The sequence below is a fragment of the Pseudomonas sp. OST1909 genome (genome assembly GCF_015277575.1).
GTDB lineage: Bacteria > Pseudomonadota > Gammaproteobacteria > Pseudomonadales > Pseudomonadaceae > Aquipseudomonas > Aquipseudomonas synxantha_A.
This window is the reverse complement of the sequence record NZ_CP063780.1, coordinates 5,916,115-5,936,856: the sequence shown is the minus strand read 5'-3', so window position 1 is coordinate 5,936,856 and position 20,742 is coordinate 5,916,115. Positions and strand designations below refer to the sequence as shown.

Below are 20,742 nucleotides of genomic sequence, written 5' to 3'. Positions count from 1 at the left end.
AGGCCAGCATGTCTTTTGATCTCGCCGCGCGCCTCGCGGCCCGCCGTGCCGAACATCTTTACCGTCAACGCCCGTTGCTTCAGAGCCCCCAAGGCCCTGAAGTGGTGGTGGATGGCCAGCCATTGCTGGCGTTCTGCAATAACGATTACCTGGGCCTGGCCAATCACCCGCAGGTGATCGAAGCCTGGCGCGCCGGTGCGGCCCGCTGGGGCGTGGGTGGCGGCGCTTCGCATTTGGTGGTGGGCCACGTCACGCCGCACCATGAGTTGGAAGAAGCCCTGGCTGACTTGACCGGGCGCCCGCGTGCGTTGCTGTTTACCACCGGCTATATGGCCAACCTGGGCGCGGTCACGGCGCTGGTGGGGCAGGGCGATACGGTGCTGGAAGATCGCCTCAACCATGCTTCGTTGCTGGATGCCGGCTTATTGTCCGGGGCGCGATTCAACCGCTACCTGCATAACGACGCGGACAGCCTGGCCAAGCGCCTGGAAAAGGCCACCGGCAGTACGCTGGTGGTCACCGATGGTGTGTTCAGCATGGACGGCGACCTGGCCGACCTGCCAGCGCTGGCCCGGGAAGCCAGGGCCAAAGGTGCCTGGCTGATGGTGGATGATGCCCATGGTTTTGGCCCGCTGGGCGCCCATGGCGGCGGCATCGTCGAACATTTTGGCTTGAGCCAGGACGATGTACCGGTGCTGGTTGGCACCTTGGGCAAAGCCTTCGGCACCGCCGGGGCATTTGTGGCAGGCAGTGAAGACTTGATCGAAAGCCTGATCCAGTTTGCCCGGCCGTATATCTACACCACCAGCCAGCCACCGGCACTGGCCTGCGCCACCCTCAAAAGCCTGGAGTTGCTGCGCAGCGAACACTGGCGGCGTGAGCACCTCAATGGGTTGATCCGCCAGTTCCGTCGCGGTGCCGAGCAGTTGGGCCTGGCATTGATGGACAGCTTTACGCCGATCCAGCCGATCCTGATCGGCGACAGCGCCCGGGCGTTGCAGCTGTCACAGATGCTGCGCGAGCGTGGGCTGATGGTGACTGCAATCCGCCCTCCGACTGTTCCGGCCGGCAGTGCAAGGTTGCGCGTGACATTGACGGCCGCGCACAGCGAAGCGCAGGTGCAGCTATTGTTAAACGGATTAGAGCAATGTTTCCGGTTGTTGAACGCAGCGGAGCCCGACCATGCGTGATCGCCTGATACTGCTGCCCGGTTGGGGGCTCGGTGTGTCGCCGCTGGAACCGTTGGCCGCGGCACTGCAGGGCCTCAACGAGCACCTGCGGGTACAGATCGAACCCTTGCCGGCGCTGGACTCCAGCGATCTGGATGAGTGGCTTGACGAGCTCGATGCGACGCTGCCGGACGATGTCTGGCTCGGGGGCTGGTCGCTGGGTGGGATGCTCGCTTCAGAGTTGGCGGCGCGCCGTGGTGAGCGTTGCTGCGGTTTGCTGACCCTGGCGAGCAACCCGTGTTTCGTCGCCCATGATGGTTGGCCCCACGGGATGCCCGCCGAGACCTTCGATGCGTTTCTGGCGGGCTGCCACGCCGACTCTCAGGTCACCCTCAAGCGCTTCGGCCTGTTGTGTGCCAAGGGCGCGCAGGAGCCTCGCGGGCTCTCGCGTTTGCTGGTCAGCGGTGCGCCGCATACCGCCCCCAGCGTATTGATGCCCGGCCTGGAGCTGCTGGCCCAACTGGATACCCGGGCGGCCTTGCAGGCATTTCGCGGGCCGCAGTTGCATCTGTTTGCCGGCCTGGATGGGCTGGTGCCTGCCGAAGCCGCCAGTGACCTGCTGGCGTTGCTCCCGGATGTAGAAGTCGGCCTGATTGAGCAGGCCGGTCACGCGTTTCTTCTGGAAGACCCCCACGGTGTAGCGGGGGCCATCCAGGCTTTTTTGCATGAGTGTGTTGATGACTGACTTATCCCACCCTTGTCTGCCGGGTGCCTTGCCGGACAAGCGCCAGGTTGCTGCCTCGTTCTCCCGTGCAGCGGCCAGCTACGACAGCGTGGCCGAGTTGCAGCGCGCGGTCGGGCATGAATTGCTCCGCCGTTTGCCCAGCGAGCTTTCGCCACACCGCTGGCTGGATATGGGTTGCGGCACAGGGTATTTCAGTCGAGTGCTGGGTGAGCGTTTGCCCGGGAGCGAGGGCGTGGCGCTGGATATCGCCGAAGGCATGCTCAACCACGCGCGTCCGTTGGGCGGCGCCGCGCATTTCATGGCTGGCGATGCTGAACGCTTGCCGCTGAAGGCTGACAGCTTCGAGCTGCTCTTCTCCAGCCTCGCTGTGCAATGGTGTGCCAACTTCGATGCAGTGCTCAGCGAAGCTCAGCGCGTATTGCAACCTGGCGGTGTGTTGGCGTTCGCAAGCCTGTGCGTGGGTACCCTGGATGAACTGCGCGAAAGCTGGCGAGCGGTAGACGGCCTGGTGCACGTCAATCGCTTTCGCACCTTCGAGGCTTATCAGCAGTTATGTGCGGCCAGCGGCTTGCGGGTGGTGAGCCTTGCGCGACAGCCCCATGTGCTGCATTACCCGGATGTGCGCAGCCTGACCCACGAGCTCAAAGCGTTGGGCGCCCATAACCTCAACCCCGGCCGCCCCGGCGGCTTGACGGGGCGCGCGCGGATTGTTGCACTGGTAGACGCATACGAGCAGTTCCGTCAGGCTCAGGGCCTGCCCGCCACGTATCAGGTGGTGTACGCCGTACTGGAGAAACCGCTATGAGCGTCGCTTACTTCATCACCGGCACCGACACCGATGTGGGCAAGACCACTATCGCGGCCGGCCTGTTGCATGCTGCCAGGCTCGCGGGCAAAAGCACGGCCGCCGGGAAGCCGGTGGCGTCGGGGTGCCGGTTGACTGCCCAGGGTTTGCGCAATGCCGATGCCCTGGCGTTGCTGGCCGAGTGCTCATTGCCGCTCAGTTATGCCGAGGTCAACCCGGTGGCATTCGAGCCGGCTATCGCGCCGCATCTGGCTGCGCGCGAGGCGGGCGTGGGGTTGACGGTGCAATCGTTGCTCAAGCCGATGCAACAGATTCTGGCCCGTGGAGCCGACTTTACCTTGATCGAAGGGGCGGGCGGCTGGCGCGTGCCCTTGGCCGATCAGGCCAACCTGTCTGACCTGGCCATCGCGCTCAAACTGCCGGTGATCCTGGTGGTGGGTGTGCGCCTGGGCTGCATCAGCCACGCGTTGTTGACCGCCGAAGCGATCGCACGGGACGGCTTGCCGCTGGCCGGTTGGGTGGCGAATATCATCGATCCCAAGACCTCCCGTCTGGAAGAAAACCTCGCCACCCTGGCCGAGCGCTTGCCGGCGCCCTGCCTGGGGCGCGTGCCGAAGCTCAAGGATGCAGGTGCCGCCGCCGTGGCGGAGTACCTGGAGTTGGACCTGCTTGACTGATTTTGGCTATCGCAAGGCATTATGCCATTAGTGTTTTTGACGGGCCTTTTGCCGGGATGTCTGCTTCAATCCACCTTCACGATTCTCTCAAGGCAGGCTTAAGCCATGGAAATCTCTGGAAGCAGCGCGTTTTATTCGGGCCTGAGCAGTATTCAGACCGGGCAGAGCCGTGTCGACCAGGCGGCCGGCAAGATTGCCAGCGCCGCAACAGCCCAGCCATCGGCCGCGCAAAGCGATCGTCTGCAAGCCAATGACCGCGCCCAAGCATCAAGCTCGGCGAGCAATATGGTGGAAATGGCCCAGGGCAAGTTTCAAGTCGAGCTGGGGGCAAAAGTCGCCAAGGCTTCGGATGAAATGCTCGGTACGTTGATCGATACCTACGCCTGATCCCGTCCCACCCTGTAGGAGCGAGCTTGCTCGCGAAAAACGCCAACGATAACGCGTGCCGCCTGAACTGGCGCGGTGTGCTGATGTCCTTCGCGAGCAAGCTCGCTCCTACATAAAACTTCATCTTTCCTGAAAATTCTGTGTGGCATCCCGCCGCAGGCCTTGCCGTGCCTGGCGATGACCTGCGTCAAGACAAACGGCATCTGGCCGACGCTTGACAACCCTGGGTCGTAAACGTATGTTTCAAACACCTGTTTGACCGCCATAACAAATCCACGCGGTTGTTCATCCCAGATACATCAGCAGAGGTTTATCGCTATGCCTGACTACAAGGCCCCCTTGCGTGATATTCGCTTCGTTCGTGACGAACTGCTCGGTTATGAAGCGCACTATCAGAGCCTGCCGGCTTGCCAGGACGCTACCCCGGACATGGTCGACGCCATCCTCGAAGAAGGCGCCAAGTTCTGTGAGCAAGTGCTGGCACCGCTGAACCGCGTGGGCGACATCGAAGGGTGTACCTGGAGTGAGTCAGGCGTTAAGACCCCTACCGGTTTCAAAGAAGCCTACAAACAGTTCGTCGAAGGCGGCTGGCCGAGCCTGGCCCATGACGTGGAGCACGGTGGCCAAGGCCTGCCGGAGTCCCTGGGCCTGGCTGTGAGCGAAATGGTCGGCGAAGCCAACTGGTCGTGGGGCATGTACCCTGGCCTGTCCCATGGCGCGATGAACACCATTTCCGAGCACGGCACCCCCGAGCAGCAAGACGCTTACCTGACCAAACTGGTGTCGGGCGAATGGACCGGCACCATGTGCCTGACCGAGCCACACTGCGGTACCGACCTGGGCATGCTGCGCACCAAGGCCGAGCCTCAGGCTGACGGCTCCTACAAAGTCTCCGGCACCAAGATCTTCATCTCGGCCGGTGAACACGACATGGCCGACAACATCGTCCACATCGTACTGGCCCGCCTGCCCGACGCACCGGCCGGCACCAAAGGCATCTCGCTGTTTATCGTGCCCAAGTTCCTGCCCAACGCCGATGGTTCGGTGGGCGAGCGCAACGCGGTCACCTGTGGTTCCCTGGAACACAAGATGGGCATCCACGGCAACGCCACCTGCGTGATGAACTTCGACGCAGCCACCGGTTTCCTGATCGGCCCGGCGAACAAAGGCCTGAACTGCATGTTCACCTTTATGAACACCGCTCGCCTGGGCACCGCCCTGCAAGGCTTGGCCCACGCCGAAATCGGCTTCCAGGGCGGCCTGAAATATGCGCGTGATCGCCTGCAAATGCGCTCCCTGACCGGCCCTAAAGCACCGGAAAAAGCCGCTGACCCGATCATCGTGCACCCAGACGTACGCCGCATGCTGCTGACCATGAAAGCCTTCGCCGAAGGTAACCGCGCGATGGTGTACTTCACCGCCAAGCAAGTGGACATCGTCAAGTACGGCACCGACGACGAAGCCAAGAAACAGGCCGATGGCCTGCTGGCATTCATGACCCCGATCGCCAAGGCGTTCATGACCGAAGTCGGTTTTGAATCGGCCAACCACGGCGTGCAGATCTACGGTGGCCACGGCTTCATCGCCGAGTGGGGCATGGAACAGAACGTGCGCGACAGCCGTATTTCGATGCTGTACGAAGGCACCACTGGCATCCAGGCCCTGGACTTGCTCGGCCGCAAAGTGCTGATGACCCAAGGCGAAGCGCTCAAGGGCTTTACCAAGATTGTGCACAAGTTCTGCCAGGCCAACGAAGGTAACGAAGCGGTTAAAGAGTTCGTGGCACCGCTGGCGGCACTGAACAAGGAGTGGGGCGAGTTGACCATGAAGGTCGGCATGGCCGCGATGAAAGACCGCGAAGAAGTCGGTGCCGCTTCGGTGGATTACCTGATGTACTCCGGCTACGCGTGCCTGGCGTACTTCTGGGCCGACATGGCGCGCCTGGCCGCCGAGAAACTGGCTGCCGGCACCAGCGAAGAGGCGTTCTACACCGCCAAGTTGCAGACCGCGCGCTTCTACTTCCAGCGCATCCTGCCGCGTACCCGTACCCACGTGGCAACCATGCTGTCGGGCGCCAACAACCTGATGGACATGAAAGAAGAAGACTTCGGCCTGGCTTACTAAGCCTTACCGGTTCTTTCTGAAACCGCCGCCTCCCTCGGGACGCGGCGGTTTTTTTTGCCCTTCTACAGAGTGTGGGCATAAAAAACCGCAGTAATGCACTCAGGGATTACAACCCGCTGCCGTTACAGTAGTGGCAATGTGATACGTGTCAGCCCGGTTGTGCTTAACTGGCTGCATAAAGGCACAGTGCCACTATTTTTGCGGGTCGGAGTTTTACCCTTGTCACGCGTGTCTGCTGTACGTTTCAGTCATTTCCTACCTTCGCTGCTGCTGTTGCTGGCCGGGCTTTCGGCTGCGTACGTCAAGGACCTCAACGTCTTCTTCACCTCGCTCTTCAACGTGTTGCCGACCCTGGTCCTGCTGCTCGGCGGCGCCTACTGCGCGGTCTATCGGCGCCAGCGTGAACTGTTCCTGATGATCACGGTGTACGTCGCCTATTTCCTGCTGGATACCCAGACCGATTTCTACCGCGACAATGGTCGCGTGCGTGACGACGCCGCGGTGGTGTTCCACCTGTGTTGCCTGCTGTTGCCGCTGCTGTTCAGCATCTACGCGCTGTGGCAGGAAAAAACCCATCTGTTCCGTGATTTCGTCGCCCGCTGCGCGGTGTTGCTGGCGGTGGGCAGTGTGGCGCTGGCCCTGGAGCAAAGTTTCCCCCAGGCTTTGCTGGGCTGGTTGGCGGAGATTCGCTGGCCGATGCTGCATGGCGCGTGGATGAGCCTGATCCAGCTGTCCTATCCCATGTTCCTGATCGGCTTCCTTACCCTGGCCGCCCAGTATTGGTATCAGCCGCGCCCGCTGCACGCTGCCCAATTGGTGGGGTTTTTGGGCCTGTTCTGGATGTTGCCGCAAACCTTCATCCTGCCGTTCACCCTCAACATCATGTGCAGCCAAGTGATGTTAATGATTGCTGCCGGTGTGGCCCACGAAGCCTATCAAATGGCGTTCCGCGACGAACTGACCGGCTTGCCGGGACGACGCGCCCTCAACGAACGCATGCAACGGCTGGGGCGCAACTATGTGCTGGCGATGAGTGACGTTGATCACTTCAAACGTTTCAACGACACCCATGGCCACGACGTGGGCGACCAGGTGCTGCGCCTGGTGGCGAGCAAGCTGTCCAAGGTCAACGGCGGCGGGCGCGCCTACCGGTATGGCGGTGAAGAATTTGCCGTGGTGTTTGCCGGCAAGACCTTGGATGAATGCATGCCGCACCTGGAGGAGATTCGCGAGATCATTGCCGGCTACGCCATCAAGTTGCGCAACCCGGATCGTCCTTATGACGACCATCAAGGCCGTCAACGGCGTGCGGGCAGCGGTGCCTCCAGCGTGTCGGTGACGGTCAGCATCGGCGTGGCCGAGCGTCAGGCCGAGCAGCGTAACCCTGAAGAGGTGCTCAAGTCCGCCGACCAGGCGCTGTACGCCGCCAAGGGCGCCGGGCGTAACTGCGTGATTGCGGCAGGGCAAAACCGCCGTGGTGCGGTGCGCACGCAAAGCGCTGTGGGTTGAGTCAGCGCGCTGTATTTACTGTGACTTAAAAATACCAGATAGTCACAAGCAGACCCTATGTGTCTGAAAAGTTGTTCGGGTACACTCGTGGTCTGTAAAACCGATCCTATCGAATCACTTTTCATGTTCCCACGAGGTTTGCCATGGCTGATTACAAAGCGCCGTTGCGTGATATGCGCTTCGTCCTCAACGAAGTTTTTGAAGTCGCCAAGACTTGGGCCCAACTGCCGGCATTGGCAGACACCGTTGATGCCGAAACCGTTGAGGCGATCCTCGAAGAGGCCGGCAAGGTTACCGCCAAATCCATCGCGCCCTTGAGCCGCGGCGGCGATGAGCAAGGCTGCCATTGGACCGACGGCGCGGTGCGTACCCCGGACGGTTTCCCCCAGGCTTATGCGACCTACGCCGAAGGCGGCTGGGTGGGTGTGGGCGGCGATCCGACCTATGGCGGCATGGGTATGCCCAAGGCGGTGTCGGCGCAGGTTGAAGAAATGATCAACTCGTCGAGCCTGGCATTCGGCCTGTACCCGATGTTGACCTCCGGCGCCTGTGTCTCGATCAACACCCACGCCAGCGAAGAGCTCAAGGCCGCGTACTTGCCGAAGATGTATTCCGGTGAGTGGGCCGGTTCCATGTGCTTGACCGAAGCCCATGCCGGCACCGACCTGGGCATGATTCGCACCAAGGCCGAGCCTCAGGCGGACGGTTCCTACACGGTCAGCGGCACCAAGATCTTCATCACCGGTGGCGAGCACGACCTGACCGAGAACATCATCCATCTGGTGCTGGCCAAACTGCCGGATGCTCCGGCGGGGCCCAAGGGCATCTCGCTGTTTCTGGTGCCCAAGTTCATGGTGAACGCCGACGGCAGCCTTGGCGCGCGCAACCCGGTGACCTGCGGTTCGATTGAACACAAGATGGGGATCCAGGCGTCCGCGACCTGCGTGATGAACTTCGACGAAGCCGTGGGTTATCTGGTCGGTGAGCCTAACCGTGGCTTGGCGGCGATGTTCACCATGATGAACTACGAGCGTCTGGGGGTGGGCATCCAGGGCCTGGCGTCCGGCGAGCGCTCCTATCAGAACGCGATTGAATACGCCCGCGACCGCCTGCAAAGCCGCTCCCCGCTGGGTGCACAGGCCAAGGATAAAGTGGCAGACCCGATCATCGTGCATCCGGACGTACGCCGTATGCTGCTGACCATGAAGGCGGCCAACGAAGGCGGTCGTGCGTTCTCCACCTACGTGGCGACGCAGTTGGACATCGCCAAGTTCAGCGACGATGCGCAGGCGCGCGAGCGCGCCGATAACCTGGTGGCGTTGTTGACACCCGTGGCCAAGGCGTTCCTCACCGACCTGGGCCTGGAAACCACTGTGCTCGGCCAGCAAGTGTTTGGTGGCCATGGCTACATTCGCGAATGGGGCCAGGAGCAGCTGGTGCGTGACGTGCGCATCACCCAGATCTACGAAGGCACCAACGGCATTCAGGCGCTGGATTTGATGGGACGCAAGATCGTCGGCAGCGGCGGTGCGTTCTACACGCTGTTCGCCGATGAGATCCGCCAGTTCATCGCTGAATCGGGGGCCGAGCTGGCCGAGTTCACCACGCCACTCAGCGCAGCGGTGGATAACCTGGATGAATTGACGGCCTGGGTACTGGACCGCGCCAAGAGCAACGCGAATGAAATCGGCGCAGCGTCGGTGGAGTACTTGCATGCATTCGGCTACATGGCCTACGCCTATATGTGGGCGCGCATGGCCAAGGCCGCGTTGGGCAAAGAGGCCGAGGAGGCTTTCTACGCCAGCAAATTGGGGACTGCACGTTTCTACTTTGCCCGTCTGCTGCCGCGTATCCATTCGTTGAGCGCGTCGGTAAAAGCCGGTAGCGAATCGCTGTTCCTGATGGATGAAGCACTGTTTTAAGGGCCTGTAGGGCGTGTAAGCAATCTCTTACATGACGTGCTGCTAATCGTCCTCTATCGCCAAATTGGATCCACGGATAATCTACTTCACATGGACGTCGCGCAGGAAGCGCAAAGCAACAACACGGACACGTAGGATTCTGCCAGGACGGCGGAGTGAAATGGATGTCAGGGAAACAGTCTGCAAAGCCCCGCTTCGGCGGGGTTTTCTTTTGCCCGCGAAAAAGTCAGGCGCTTGCCTGCGGGGCATTCATCACGTCTTCCAGCAGGGTGCGCAGCAATGCGACGGTGGCCTGTTGGCGTTGCACATCGCGGCAGACCAGCCCCACCTTCAATGGCACCCTCGGTTCGCTCAAGGGTTTCCACAAAAGCGCCTGGCTGTTGTGTTCGTCCTGGGAGCGCCCCGGTAGCACCGTCGCCAGCTTGGTGTGGGGCAGGCTGTCGAGTATTCCCACCATGGTGTTGAGCTCCGCTTGCACCTGCGGGCGCCGCCCCAGGTTGGCCAACTGGCCCTGCCAGATCTGCCTGACTTGAAACTCCTCCCCCAACAGCAGCATCGGTAACTCGGCAGCTTGTTTGAGCGAGACTTTCTTGAATTCGCGCAGCGGATGGTCGTCGGGAATCACCACCTTCAACTCATCTTCATACAGCAGCACACCGTGCAGGCCCGGCTGACGTGGCGGCAGGTAGCTGATGCCAATGTCGAGGGAGCCGTTGAGCAACCGCCGTTCAATCTCAAGCCCCGTCAGTTCGTAAATCTGCACCACCAAATGAGGCTGGGCCTTGCGCACGCGCTCAAGCATTTGCGGCACCAGGCTGGTGTGCACGGTTTGCAGCACACCGATGGCCAGCGTCCGCATGGCCTGGCCCTTGAAGTTGCGTAGCGCTTCGACGGCTTGCTGCATGCCATCAATGAGTGGCAACGCGTGGTTGTATAAAGTGTGCGCCGCCAGGGTCGGCAGTAGCCGCTTGCTGCTGCGTTCGAACAGACTTACATCAAGGTTCTGCTCCAGCTGGCGAATCTGCTGTGACAAGGCCGGTTGCGAGATCGAAAGACGTTCCGCAGCACGCCCTACGTGGCCTTCCTCATACACCGCGACGAAATAACGCAGTTGCTTGAAATCCATAAGGCTTACTTATCGAAAAAGCTGGAAAATCGAAATGGCCGCTGGCCCGCGAGGGGCCTAGTCTAGCGCCTATTCGCAGGGCTTACAGGGCCGGATCGGACAATGAACAGCGTTTTTGTTGATAGCGTTTACATAGGCAAGGCAAAAAAACCTCAGGTGCAATGGTCCGGCCGTAACCACCAAGGTCAGGTTGCAAACGGGGGTAAGTTGTGAATCTGTTCAACATCCGCCGCCCCGTCCCGAGCCTGGATGACCTGATCCAGGATGCCCCACGCGACACGCATTCAACCGAGCATTTGATGCCCACTGTGGCGCGCCCACCTCAAGTGTTTGTGCGCGGCCAGGGCTCGTGGCTGTGGGACAGTGATGAGCGTGCCTATCTGGACTTCAGCCAAGGCAATGCCGCCAACAGCCTGGGCCATAGCCCACAGGTATTGATCAAGGCCCTGGCTGCGCAAACCCAGGCGCTGATCAATCCCGGCAATGGCCTGCACAACCGTGCCCAACTCAATCTCGTCGAGCGTCTTTGCCAGCATACCGGCAGCGACCAGGCTTACCTGCTCAATAGCGGCGCGGAGGCCTGCGAGGCGGCAATCAAACTGGCACGCAAGTGGGGGCAACTGCACCGTGGCGGCGCCTATCGCATTATCAGCGCCAGCAACGGTTGCCATGGACATGGCTTCGCTACGCTGGCGGCTTCGGCCGGTACCTTGGTAAACCGTTTCGAACCGCAATTGCCGGGCTTCAGTCACGTCCCCTTCAATGATCTTCCCGCCCTGCATGCTGCCGTGGATGCCCAGACGGTGGCCATTCTGCTGGAGCCGATCCAGTGCGAAGCTGGCGTGATCCCGGCGACCGAACACTATCTCAAAGGCGTCGAGCGGCTGTGCCGCGAACTGGGGATCCTGCTGATCCTCGACGAAGTGCAAACCGGCATGGGCCGCTGTGGCACCTTGCTTGCCGAGCAACAGTACGGCGTGCATGCCGACATCATCACCCTGGGCAAGGGCCTGGGCGGCGGTGTGCCGTTGGCGGCGCTGCTGGCACGGGGCAAGGCCTGTTGCTTTGAAGTGGGTGAGCTGGAAGGCACCCATCATGGCAATGCATTGATGGCCTCGGCTGGGTTGGCCGTCACCGATACCGTGCTTGAGCCCGGTTTTCTTGAGCATGTACGCGTGTCGGGCTGTCACCTGGGCGAAGGGCTTGCCCGCCTGGCCTATCGCTACGGCCATGGCCCATTGCGCGGGAATGGCCTGATGTGGGGGCTTACCTTATCGGATGATTCTGCAGATGCGGTGGTAAAAGCCGCGCTGCAAGAGGGACTGATCCTCAGCGCTCCGCAACCCGACTGCCTGCGCTTCACACCGGCGCTGACGGTGAGCAAAAGCAACATCGACGAAATGCTCCTGCGCCTGGCCCGCGCCTTCTCACGGGTGCGCACCGCGCAACTGCAATGCCGAAAGGGCATTGCTGTTTAACCGTCCAATTCCTGAACCGTCTCGCGGTATACGCGGCGCCCTCAGCCTGATTCTTTTGGCTGGGGGCGTTTTTTTGCTTGTCGATTAAAGGATGGCGCAGTGCCAGAATCCACTGAACCCTCACGAACCGCCAATGTCGATTAGCTACACGGCTCACACGAGCCGATTTTCTGGAGCTGACCCATGGACATTATTCGTATCATCATCGCCATTCTGCTGCCGCCACTGGGTGTGTTCCTGCAAGTAGGTTTCGGCGGTGCATTCTGGCTGAATATCCTGCTGACCCTGTGCGGTTACTTCCCTGGCATCATCCACGCGGTGTACATCATCGCCAAGCGTTGAAGCCCTCAGCCTTTTGCAATGAGCCGTGAGTTGCGCTCATTGCGAAAGGCCAGTTGCTCGATGGTCTGGGTGGCATGTTCGGCTTCTTCCCGTGCCTGAAGGATGATGCCGTGCTGCTCGGACTTACTGCATACAGGGTCGGCATTGCTGGCGTCACCGGTGAGCATGAACGCCTGGCAACGGCAGCCGCCGAAATCCTTTTCCTTTTCATCGCATGAGCGGCAAGGCTCGGGCATCCAGTCGTAGCCGCGAAAGCGATTGAAACCAAACGAGTCGTACCAGATGTGCTGCATGCTGTGGTCGCGCACATTGGGAAACTGCACCGGCATCTGCCGCGCGCCGTGACAGGGCAGGGCGGTGCCGTCCGGTGTCACCGTCAGAAAGATGCTGCCCCAGCCGTTCATGCAGGCTTTCGGACGCTCTTCATAATAATCCGGTGTCACGAAGATCAGCTTGCACGGATGACCTTCGGCTTCCAGTTTGGCGCGGTATTCATTGGTGATGCGTTCGGCGCGCACCAACTGGTCTCGGGTCGGCAATAAGCCCACGCGATTAAGCTGCGCCCAGCCGTAGAACTGGCAGGTGGCGAGTTCGACAAAATCCGCTTCCAGCGCGATACACAGCTCGATGATGCGGTCGATCTTGTCGATATTGTGCCGATGGGTGACGAAGTTCAGCACCATCGGGTAGCCGTGCGCCTTGACCGCACGGGCCATTTCCAGTTTTTGCGCGAAGGCTTTTTTCGAGCCTGCCAGCAGGTTGTTCACCTGTTCGTCGCTGGCCTGGAAACTGATCTGGATATGGTCCAGCCCGGCCTTTTTGAAGTCGCTGATTTTCTGCTCGGTCAGGCCGATACCGGAGGTGATCAGGTTGGTATAGAAGCCCAGCTTGCGGGCCTCGGCGATCAGTTCGGCCAAGTCCTGTCGCACCAGTGGTTCACCCCCGGAAAACCCCAGCTGTGCGGCACCCATCTCGCGGGCTTCGCGAAACACCTTGATCCATTGCTCGGTGCTCAGCTCTTTGCCCTGCTCGGCGAAATCCAGCGGGTTGGAGCAGTACGGGCACTGCAGCGGGCAGCGATAGGTCAACTCGGCCAGTAGCCACAGCGGCAGGCCGATGGCGGGTTTTTCAGGCAAGGGTGATCCAGTGCTCAGCACGAGCGACCTCCATGAATTGCTCGATGTCTTCACCGAGCTCCGGTACGTCGGGGAATTGTTGGTCCAGCTCGGCGATGATGGCTGCCACGTCGCGCTCGCCGTCGATCAAACCGCCGATCAACGCGGCGCTGTCGTTGAGCTTGATCATGCCTTCCGGATAGAGCAACACATGGCCTTTTTGCGCAGGCTCATACTGGTAACGGTAGCCCTGGCGCCAGGTCGGTATTTTGCTGCGATCAAAGCTCATAGGGTGATCCCTTTATGCCACACCCGCTGCTCGGTCACGCTGTGATAGGGCGGGCGTTTGAGTTCGTAGGCCATGCTCATTGCATCGAGCATGCTCCATAGAATATCCAGTTTGAACTGGAGAATTTCCAGCATGCGCTCCTGACCCTCGCGGGTGGTGTAGTGCTGCAAGGTGATCGCCAAGCCATGTTCCACATCGCGACGAGCCTGGCCCAGGCGGGTGCGGAAGTATTCGTAGCCGGCCGGGTCGATCCACGGGTAGTGCTGCGGCCAGCTGTCGAGGCGCGATTGGTGGATCTGCGGCGCGAACAGCTCGGTCAGCGAGCTGCTGGCAGCTTCCTGCCAACTGGCGCGGCGGGCGAAGTTGACGTAGGCGTCCACCGCGAAGCGTACGCCGGGCAGCACCAGTTCCTGGGAGCGCAGCTGGTCCGGGTCGAGGCCAACGGCCTGGCCCAGGCGCAGCCAGGCCTCGATACCGCCGTCTTCCCCCGGTGCGCCGTCGTGGTCGAGCAAACGCTGGATCCACTCGCGGCGGATCTCACGGTCCGGGCAGTTGGCCAGGATCGCGGCGTCTTTCAGGGGGATGTTCACCTGGTAATAGAAGCGATTGGCGACCCAGCCCTGGATCTGCTCGCGGGTAGCGCGGCCTTCATACATCGCCAAATGGTAGGGGTGATGGATATGGTAGAAGGCGCCCTTGGCCCGCAAGGCTGCTTCGAACTCGGCGGTCGTCAGCGGTGTGTCAGTCATTTCAGTGGCTCCTACAATTCAATGCTCATGCCGTCGTACGCCACTTCGACATTGCGCCGCACCAACTCGGCTCGCTCGGGGGAATCTTCATCGAGGATCGGATTGGTGTTGTTGATGTGGATAAGCACCTTGCGCTGCTTGGGTAGTTGCTCCAGCACTTCGAGCATACCGCCAGGGCCGTTCTGCGCCAGGTGGCCCATCTCGCGACCGGTGCGGGTGCCGACGCCACGGCGCTGCATTTCATCGTCATCCCACATCGTGCCGTCTACCAAAAGGCAATCGCTGCCGCCCATGATATCCAGCAGCGGCGCGTCGACCTTGCCCAGGCCCGGGGCGTAGAACAGTTTACCGCCGGTGCGCAGGTCTTCGACGATCAGGCCGATGTTGTCACCGGGGTGCGGGTCGAAGCGGTGCGGCGAGTAGGGCGGCGCGGCGCTGCGCAACGGCAGTGGGGTGAAACGCAGGTTGGGGCAGGCCGGGATGGTGAAGCTGGCGTCCAGTTCGATGCGGTTCCAGGCCAGGCCGCCGTTCCAGTGGGTCAGCATGGTGAACAGCGGGAACCCGGTGCTCAGGTCTTCATGGACCATGTCGGTGCACCACACCTGATGCGGGCAGCCTTCACGCAGGCTCAACAGGCCAGTGGTGTGGTCGATCTGGCTGTCCATCAGGATGATTGCGCTGATACCGGTATCGCGCAGGGCGCGCCCGGGTTGCATGGGCGCAAAGCCCTGGAGTTGCGCGCGGATATCCGGCGACGCATTGCACAGTACCCAATTCACACCGTCGTCGGAGATCGCGATGGACGACTGGGTGCGCGCCTGGGCCCGCAGGCTGCCATCGCGAAAGCCTGCGCAGTTCACGCAGTTGCAGTTCCACTGCGGGAAGCCACCGCCGGCGGCGGAACCTAGAATCTGGACAAACATGATCGCTCCATCAAGCACAGCTCAAAACAAAAACGCCCCGGGCGAACCGAGGCGTTGTATTACTCAGCCAATCAACGGCTGGCGAAGTACATGGTGACTTCGAAACCAATACGCAGATCAGTGTAAGCAGGTTTGGACCAGGTCATATTCTTACTCCTATCAAGGGATGGGACGTTCACTACCAAGTAATACATATAGTCCACCTCCCATTGGAGATGTTCAGATATTGCTGCGCAATGTTACGCAATTCTTTTCAAGTTAGCGCTGTCTCGATGGAAAAAGCCTGTTGCAGGGTTGGCAACGATCATTGTGCCGCTTGCCAGTCATCGCTGATACGCGGGCCGTTAGCCACGCAGCGCCAGCCGCCTGCTGCTTCAAGGAGTTGTTGGGCTGCGTGCTGCAAGTCCTCGCGTGTGCGGCTTTGGATCAGGTGTTGAAGTTGATCCAGGTAACTCGACGAATGACCCGCTAACTGCGCGTGCCAAAGCAAATCGGCGGCTTGGCTGACGGGGAGTGCCTGCGCCGTGAATTGCTGCGCAAGAGGCTGATTGCCGACGTCTGCGCTGCGTTTGATCAAAGACGGCAGTTGTTGCAGGAAGGTTTGCAGGTGTTCGGCGATCCTGCCCAGTGACAGGCTGGGCGATTGCACGCCAAACAACAGGCCGGTTTGCCCGTCGACTTGTCGGATGCCGCTGAACACGGCGTAGCCGATTTGCAGCTCAACTCTCAAACGTTGGTAGAACGGGCCCTGGAGCATATGCCCGAGCAGCCGCCAGTTGGCCTCATCGACGAGAGATTGGCTCGGCACTGGACAAAAAAGCAGCAGCGCAGCGTCGCTGGATGCAGTGTTCACTGGGTGCCAGATCCGCTGCCCTTCAAGAACTTCAGGTGTGCATTGAATATGGGCCGGCTGCCCTGGCAAGCGGGCGGCTGCGATTTTGATCGCCGCTTCACAGGCTGCCGGCAAACCCGCACCCAGCCCCTGCCAGTGAGCGGTGGACCACGACGCTGGTGTCTCCGAGGAGTCGGCTGAAACACCGACGCAGCAAGCCGACAACGCCTTGAGAAGTTCGCGAATGGCGATCATCGGCGGGGGCGTCGGAGATGACAGATGTGCATCCGAGCTGCTCAGGCAGCGCGCCAACGCTTCGAGCACGGCCGGCATCGGTTCGTGAAGGCCGTGCATGTTCACCCGCCAATCGTTGCCAATGGTTTCGCAAGACAACTCGACACCCGCTTGACGGGCTTGCTCACGCAATGGCTGCAACAGGCTTTCCAATCCGGCGGGTACGGCAGCGTCAAACCGCCAATGCAGGTACAGCGCGCCTTCCTCGGTGTCATCCGCCAGTGCGTTGCTGAAGGTCAGCGCCGATAACTCCCTCCGGCCCCGTAAGCGATCCTGGGCAAAGGTACGCAAGCCCCGATGGGCGCTGGTTTGGCCGCGGATCAAACCGGCGCGTTCTTCCTTGGCCGGCGGACGAAGAAAGGGGTTGCCAGGTGGGAGTTGCCAACTGTGTTCAGACGCGGGCAGATGCAGCGATGCAAGCATGGCCTTGAGGGCTGCAATGCCTTGGTCCGACAGGTCTTCGCTGTTGTCGCGAGCCAATGTCAGGGCGCCTTGAACCTGCTGTTGACGCGCATTGAGCAAGGCAAGCTCTTCACGTAATGGATTCCAGTCGCTGTGTGCGAAAAAGCTCAGCCAGTCATACAACAAGGCTTCGATCTGCGTCGCCGGTTGGCGGTCGCTATCGAGGGTAACGTCGATATCCAGTACCGCCTGGTCCGCGTAGTGGTACAGCACAGACGCATGCAGCGCGCTGGCCAGTTGGCGAGCTTTCAATTCGGCCAACAACCCGCCCGACGCCGAAGCGTTGAGCCAGGTGCAGAGAAACTCCAGTGCTTGGCGAGGGGCGTTACAGGTGATGACCTGATGCAGGTGCCGGCTGGCGGTGTATTGATAGCTGCGTGCCTGGCCGTGCATCAGGGGTGGTGGTGCGGTTTGCGGGTGCAGGGGGCCGGCAATCAGTTCGTCACCGAACTGCTGGGCAAGGGCTTGCAAGTCTGCCAGCGATTGCGGACCGGCGAGGCTCAAGGTCATCTGCCCGCTTTGATAGAAGTGCCTATGGAATTCGCGCAAGGTTTGCTGAAAATCGTCGCTTTCCACCGTCAGGCTGTCGCGGTTACCGGCATGGAATCCTCGCAGCGGGTGATCGGCCGCTAAACCTTGCAACAACGCAACTTGGTGTTGTGCCCTGGCGTCCTCGGACCAGGCCACGAACTCCGCGTGCAGCACTTCGCGTTCACGTCGTTGATCGTCGAGCGTCAGGCGTGGATGAGTCACCATGTCTGCCAACCGCGCCAGCCCGTCAGCGAAGGCCGACCCCGGCAGCTCAAAGAAATACTCGGTGGTTCGCTCGCGGGTACTGGCATTGACCTGCCCACCGAGGCGCTGCACGTAGGCCATCAATCCTTCCCCGGCCGGAAAACGCTCGGTACCGAGAAACAGCAAATGCTCAAGAAAGTGTGCCAGCCCCGGCCAGGCCAATGGCACATCGTGACTGCCGGCAGCCACACGCAGAACGGCTGCGCAACGCTTCAAGCGCGGCGCATGGCGCAGGGATACTCGCAGGCCATTGGCCAGGGTCAGATGAACGGGGTGAGGGTGAACCGGCGCAGGCATGGGCACTTCCGAGGCGTGAGAAGTGCCTATGCTAGCAAACCCGTGGGGTCAGGGCTTGTGCAGCGCGCCGTAGAGTTCGGGGCGGCGGTCTTGCAGGTAGTGGTTGGCGGCGCGGGCGTTGAGGATTGACTGGCGATCCAGGGTGCCGACGATCAAGGCTTCGTCCAGGCCGGCCTGGGCGATACGTTGGCCATCCGGTGCGGCAATGCTGCTTTGCCCGCAGTAATGAATCTCGCCTTCGTGCCCGCAGTAATTGGCATAGGCCACAAAGCACTGGTTTTCAAACGCCCGCGAACGCACGGTGACGTCGGCGACAAAATCGAACGGCACCATGTTGGCGGTGGGCACCAGAATCAGTTCGGCGCCGGCCAGGGCCAGACGCCGGGTATTCTCCGGAAACTCCAGGTCGTAGCAAATCAGAAACCCCAGCTTCCAGCCGTTGAGTTCTACCACCGGAAAATCATCGTCGCCTGCGCTGAACATGGCGTGATCCAGATCGCCAAACAGGTGGGTCTTGCGATAGTTACACAGGTGCTGACCCTCGGCGTCGATCAACTGGACGGCGTTGTAGATCTGCCCATCGTCAGCCCGCTCCGGATAGCCGTAGAGAATGGCCAGCCCGGCGTTTTTCGCGATCTCGGCAATGGCTTGGGCAGACTCCCCATCCCGCGCCTCGGCCAACGCGCCAACGGCTTCGGCGCCGATGTTATAGCCCGAGAGAAACATCTCTGGCAGCACCAGCACATCGGCGTCGGATGCCTCTTGCGCCAGTTGGCGCAGGCGCTGGATATTACCGGCCACATCCAGCGGCAGCGGCGGGCATTGGTACAGGGCGACACGCATGTTCAGCTCCTTACTCGGCCAGGGCGATTGGCCCAATTTCATCGAACACATCGCCGGGGCCCGGGTTCTCTGGGTGGGTGCTGCCACCGAAGTGGGTCATGATGCCCCACACCGCGTTGAGCGAGGTTTGTACGGCGCCTTCGACCCACGCGGGCGTCCACGATACGTCGTCACCGGCGATGAAAATCCCGCGTTGTTCGGCGGGCATGTCTTTCTGCATGAAGTGCGCGTACATCCGCTGGTTGTAGCGATAGTGGCCGGGCAGTGCACCTTTGAAAGCCCCGAGGAAGTGCGGGTCGGCTTCCCAGGAAACCGTGATCGGGTCGCCGATGATGCGTGCCTTGATATCGACGTTGGGGTAGATCTTGTTCAACGCGTCCAGGGCCAGCTTCACCCGCTTGTCGATAGGCTGGGGTAGCATTTTCAGGGCGTCGCTCATCCACGAGTAGGAAAGGCAAATCACCCCCGGCTTGTCGTCGCCATTATCGAACAGATAGGTGCCGCGGGTCAGGCGGTCGGTGAGGGTCATGCTCATCAGGTCGCGGCCGGTTTGCGGGTCTTTGTCTTTCCAGAATGGGCGGTCAACCATCACGAAGGTTTTCGACGACTGCATGTAGCGCGTGCGGTCCAGGGCCATCCACATTTTTTGCGAGAACAAGGTTTCGTCGCATTCAATCTGGGTGGTCAGCAGCCAGCTTTGGCAGGTGGTCAGCACCGCGGCGTACTCGCGGGTATCACCGTAGTTGTCAGTGACGGCGAAACGGCCATCGGCCGCATGAGCAATGCGTTTGACCCCTGCCCGTGGTGCACCTCTATGCAGCGAGCTGAGGCTGGTGCCGGCCGGCCAATGGGCGCAGCGCTCCGGCACATGACGCCAGATGCCCATGGGCACTTGCGCTACGCCGCCGACGACCAGGTGTTGATGGTCGTCGCAGTTGGTCATCACCACGCGGAAGATTTCCAGCATGGAGTTGGGGAAGTCCGAGTCCCAGCCGCCGGTGCCGAAGCCGACCTGGCCAAACACCTCGCGGTGATGGAACGACAACTTGGCAAAGGCCTTGGAGGTTGCGACGAAGTCGTAGAAGGTACGGTCATCCCACAGCGGCACGAGCTTGTTCCACAGTTCTTTGAGCCGCGGTACATCACGGTCGCGGATCGCCTGCTGGATATCGCCGAACTGCGAGCCGGCTTCCAGTGCATCGGCCCAGGCATCGGCCACTTCCTGAAACAGCGCAGGCAAGTCGGAGAGTTTTTGTGCGTAGTGGGTCTGGCCTTCCAGATCAATCACAGTGCTGCCGGACGCCGGGGTCAGCGGGTTGGGAAAGGGTTTGGTTTCCAGGCCCAACTTGTCTACGTAATGGTAGAACGCCGTCGACGACACCGGGAAACGCATCCCGCCCAGCTCGGCGATGATGCCTTCGGCGCCTTCGAAGGCCTGGGAGCGCAAGCGGCCACCCATCTTCGAGGCTTCATACACCACTGGCTTGAGCCCCAGCTTCATCAGCTCGTAGGCCGCGACCAAACCAGCGATACCGGCGCCCACGATCGCCACTTCGGCCCCATGGTTGGCGGCGGGAATACTGCCCAGCCCGGCGGGGTGCTCGATCCAGTCATCAAATGCGAACGGGAAATCCGGGCCGAAAATGGTGATGGGTTTCTTGCCGTCTGCTGGGTGGCGATTGGTCTTGCTGATAGTGCTGGACGGAATGCTCATGGCTGACCTTACTGACGGCTCGGCGGGATATGGCCCGTTGAGTATAGGAAAAGATGGCAGCCAGTTTAGGGAGCGTAGCGCTCGTTAATAAGACGCAATGTGTCGTCGGATTGCACTGATTTTTGTCAATATGACGAAGTGATCG

Annotated in this window: 19 protein-coding genes; 10 read left to right on the top strand and 9 right to left on the bottom strand. The window is 61.0% G+C overall.

What is annotated here, in order from left to right:
• The first annotated feature begins 8 nt into the window (after positions 1-8).
• The 8 genes from bioF to IH404_RS25955 all read left to right on the top strand — a co-directional run bounded on the left by bioF (position 9) and on the right by IH404_RS25955 (position 9,338).
• On the top strand, positions 9-1,190 hold the full coding sequence (gene bioF / locus IH404_RS25990; RefSeq protein ID WP_194439416.1) for an 8-amino-7-oxononanoate synthase: 1,182 nt from the start codon (positions 9-11) through the stop codon (positions 1,188-1,190).
• On the top strand, positions 1,183-1,914 hold the full coding sequence (locus tag IH404_RS25985; RefSeq protein WP_005792090.1) for an alpha/beta fold hydrolase: 732 nt from the start codon (positions 1,183-1,185) through the stop codon (positions 1,912-1,914). The genes bioF and IH404_RS25985 overlap by 8 nt, the downstream gene beginning before the upstream one ends.
• A complete protein-coding gene (bioC, locus tag IH404_RS25980) occupies positions 1,907-2,719 on the top strand; it encodes a malonyl-ACP O-methyltransferase BioC (RefSeq protein ID WP_005792089.1) in 813 nt (270 codons plus the stop codon). Before IH404_RS25985 ends, bioC begins: the two co-directional genes overlap by 8 nt.
• Positions 2,716-3,396 carry a dethiobiotin synthase gene (gene bioD / locus IH404_RS25975; protein ID WP_078822489.1) on the top strand — a complete coding sequence of 227 codons (681 nt, stop codon included), beginning with the start codon at positions 2,716-2,718 and terminating at the stop codon, positions 3,394-3,396. Before bioC ends, bioD begins: the two co-directional genes overlap by 4 nt.
• A gap of 105 nt (positions 3,397-3,501) precedes the next feature.
• Positions 3,502-3,783 carry a hypothetical protein gene (locus IH404_RS25970; protein WP_005792087.1) on the top strand — a complete coding sequence of 94 codons (282 nt, stop codon included), beginning with the start codon at positions 3,502-3,504 and terminating at the stop codon, positions 3,781-3,783.
• A 318-nt stretch (positions 3,784-4,101) separates the two neighbouring features.
• Positions 4,102-5,907, top strand: coding sequence for a phenylacyl-CoA dehydrogenase (locus tag IH404_RS25965; RefSeq protein ID WP_005792086.1), 1,806 nt, complete (start codon positions 4,102-4,104; stop codon positions 5,905-5,907).
• A 219-nt stretch (positions 5,908-6,126) separates the two neighbouring features.
• On the top strand, positions 6,127-7,416 hold the full coding sequence (locus IH404_RS25960; protein ID WP_005792085.1) for a GGDEF domain-containing protein: 1,290 nt from the start codon (positions 6,127-6,129) through the stop codon (positions 7,414-7,416).
• Positions 7,417-7,559: 143 nt separating this feature from the next.
• On the top strand, positions 7,560-9,338 hold the full coding sequence (locus IH404_RS25955) for an acyl-CoA dehydrogenase C-terminal domain-containing protein (RefSeq protein WP_005792084.1): 1,779 nt from the start codon (positions 7,560-7,562) through the stop codon (positions 9,336-9,338).
• Between the two features lie 226 nt (positions 9,339-9,564).
• Here IH404_RS25955 and IH404_RS25950 read toward each other — a convergent pair whose 3' ends face one another.
• Positions 9,565-10,464: a LysR family transcriptional regulator gene (locus IH404_RS25950; RefSeq protein WP_005792083.1), complete on the bottom strand. Its 900-nt coding sequence runs from the start codon at positions 10,462-10,464 to the stop codon at positions 9,565-9,567.
• Between the two features lie 209 nt (positions 10,465-10,673).
• Between IH404_RS25950 and IH404_RS25945 the strand changes: the two genes are divergently transcribed.
• On the top strand, positions 10,674-11,942 hold the full coding sequence (locus IH404_RS25945) for an aminotransferase class III-fold pyridoxal phosphate-dependent enzyme (protein ID WP_194439414.1): 1,269 nt from the start codon (positions 10,674-10,676) through the stop codon (positions 11,940-11,942).
• 183 nt (positions 11,943-12,125) lie between these two features.
• The gene (locus tag IH404_RS25940) at positions 12,126-12,284 is read left to right on the top strand and encodes a YqaE/Pmp3 family membrane protein (protein WP_003194776.1); all 159 of its coding nucleotides are present in this window, start codon (positions 12,126-12,128) and stop codon (positions 12,282-12,284) included.
• A gap of 5 nt (positions 12,285-12,289) precedes the next feature.
• On the opposite strand, the gene pqqE is transcribed toward IH404_RS25940, so the two are convergent.
• The 8 genes from pqqE to IH404_RS25900 all read right to left on the bottom strand — a co-directional run bounded on the left by pqqE (position 12,290) and on the right by IH404_RS25900 (position 20,576).
• Entirely contained in the window at positions 12,290-13,441 is a 1,152-nt protein-coding gene (gene pqqE, locus IH404_RS25935; RefSeq protein WP_005792079.1) for a pyrroloquinoline quinone biosynthesis protein PqqE, read from the bottom strand.
• Entirely contained in the window at positions 13,413-13,688 is a 276-nt protein-coding gene (pqqD, locus tag IH404_RS25930) for a pyrroloquinoline quinone biosynthesis peptide chaperone PqqD (protein WP_005792077.1), read from the bottom strand. Before pqqD ends, pqqE begins: the two co-directional genes overlap by 29 nt.
• Positions 13,685-14,437, bottom strand: a complete 753-nt coding sequence (gene pqqC, locus IH404_RS25925; RefSeq protein WP_194439411.1) for a pyrroloquinoline-quinone synthase PqqC — start codon at positions 14,435-14,437, stop codon at positions 13,685-13,687. Before pqqC ends, pqqD begins: the two co-directional genes overlap by 4 nt.
• 11 nt (positions 14,438-14,448) lie before the next feature.
• Positions 14,449-15,360: a pyrroloquinoline quinone biosynthesis protein PqqB gene (gene pqqB / locus IH404_RS25920; RefSeq protein ID WP_005792074.1), complete on the bottom strand. Its 912-nt coding sequence runs from the start codon at positions 15,358-15,360 to the stop codon at positions 14,449-14,451.
• 71 nt (positions 15,361-15,431) lie between these two features.
• Positions 15,432-15,506 (bottom strand): pyrroloquinoline quinone precursor peptide PqqA, encoded by a 75-nt coding sequence (gene pqqA / locus IH404_RS25915; RefSeq protein WP_003194766.1) that lies wholly within the window; start codon positions 15,504-15,506, stop codon positions 15,432-15,434.
• A gap of 158 nt (positions 15,507-15,664) precedes the next feature.
• Positions 15,665-18,040 carry a pyrroloquinoline quinone biosynthesis protein PqqF gene (pqqF, locus tag IH404_RS25910; RefSeq protein WP_194439409.1) on the bottom strand — a complete coding sequence of 792 codons (2,376 nt, stop codon included), beginning with the start codon at positions 18,038-18,040 and terminating at the stop codon, positions 15,665-15,667.
• 48 nt (positions 18,041-18,088) lie between these two features.
• Positions 18,089-18,883, bottom strand: coding sequence for a carbon-nitrogen hydrolase family protein (locus tag IH404_RS25905; protein ID WP_194439407.1), 795 nt, complete (start codon positions 18,881-18,883; stop codon positions 18,089-18,091).
• Positions 18,884-18,893: 10 nt separating this feature from the next.
• Positions 18,894-20,576: an NAD(P)/FAD-dependent oxidoreductase gene (locus IH404_RS25900; protein ID WP_032803990.1), complete on the bottom strand. Its 1,683-nt coding sequence runs from the start codon at positions 20,574-20,576 to the stop codon at positions 18,894-18,896.
• Positions 20,577-20,742 lie beyond the last annotated feature (166 nt).

Excerpts from the sequence above, each read along its gene's own strand:
- bioF (WP_194439416.1), top strand. The coding sequence starts at position 9 with ATGTCTTTTGATCTCGCCGCGCGCCTCGCGGCCCGCCGTGCCGAACAT.
- IH404_RS25985 (WP_005792090.1), top strand. The coding sequence starts at position 1,183 with ATGCGTGATCGCCTGATACTGCTGCCCGGTTGGGGGCTCGGTGTGTCG.
- bioC (WP_005792089.1), top strand. The coding sequence starts at position 1,907 with ATGACTGACTTATCCCACCCTTGTCTGCCGGGTGCCTTGCCGGACAAG.
- bioD (WP_078822489.1), top strand. The coding sequence starts at position 2,716 with ATGAGCGTCGCTTACTTCATCACCGGCACCGACACCGATGTGGGCAAG.
- IH404_RS25970 (WP_005792087.1), top strand. The coding sequence starts at position 3,502 with ATGGAAATCTCTGGAAGCAGCGCGTTTTATTCGGGCCTGAGCAGTATT.
- IH404_RS25965 (WP_005792086.1), top strand. The coding sequence starts at position 4,102 with ATGCCTGACTACAAGGCCCCCTTGCGTGATATTCGCTTCGTTCGTGAC.
- IH404_RS25955 (WP_005792084.1), top strand. The coding sequence starts at position 7,560 with ATGGCTGATTACAAAGCGCCGTTGCGTGATATGCGCTTCGTCCTCAAC.
- IH404_RS25950 (WP_005792083.1), bottom strand. The coding sequence starts at position 10,464 with ATGGATTTCAAGCAACTGCGTTATTTCGTCGCGGTGTATGAGGAAGGC.
- IH404_RS25940 (WP_003194776.1), top strand. The coding sequence starts at position 12,126 with ATGGACATTATTCGTATCATCATCGCCATTCTGCTGCCGCCACTGGGT.
- pqqD (WP_005792077.1), bottom strand. The coding sequence starts at position 13,688 with ATGAGCTTTGATCGCAGCAAAATACCGACCTGGCGCCAGGGCTACCGT.
- pqqC (WP_194439411.1), bottom strand. The coding sequence starts at position 14,437 with ATGACTGACACACCGCTGACGACCGCCGAGTTCGAAGCAGCCTTGCGG.
- pqqB (WP_005792074.1), bottom strand. The coding sequence starts at position 15,360 with ATGTTTGTCCAGATTCTAGGTTCCGCCGCCGGCGGTGGCTTCCCGCAG.
- pqqF (WP_194439409.1), bottom strand. The coding sequence starts at position 18,040 with ATGCCTGCGCCGGTTCACCCTCACCCCGTTCATCTGACCCTGGCCAAT.
- IH404_RS25905 (WP_194439407.1), bottom strand. The coding sequence starts at position 18,883 with ATGCGTGTCGCCCTGTACCAATGCCCGCCGCTGCCGCTGGATGTGGCC.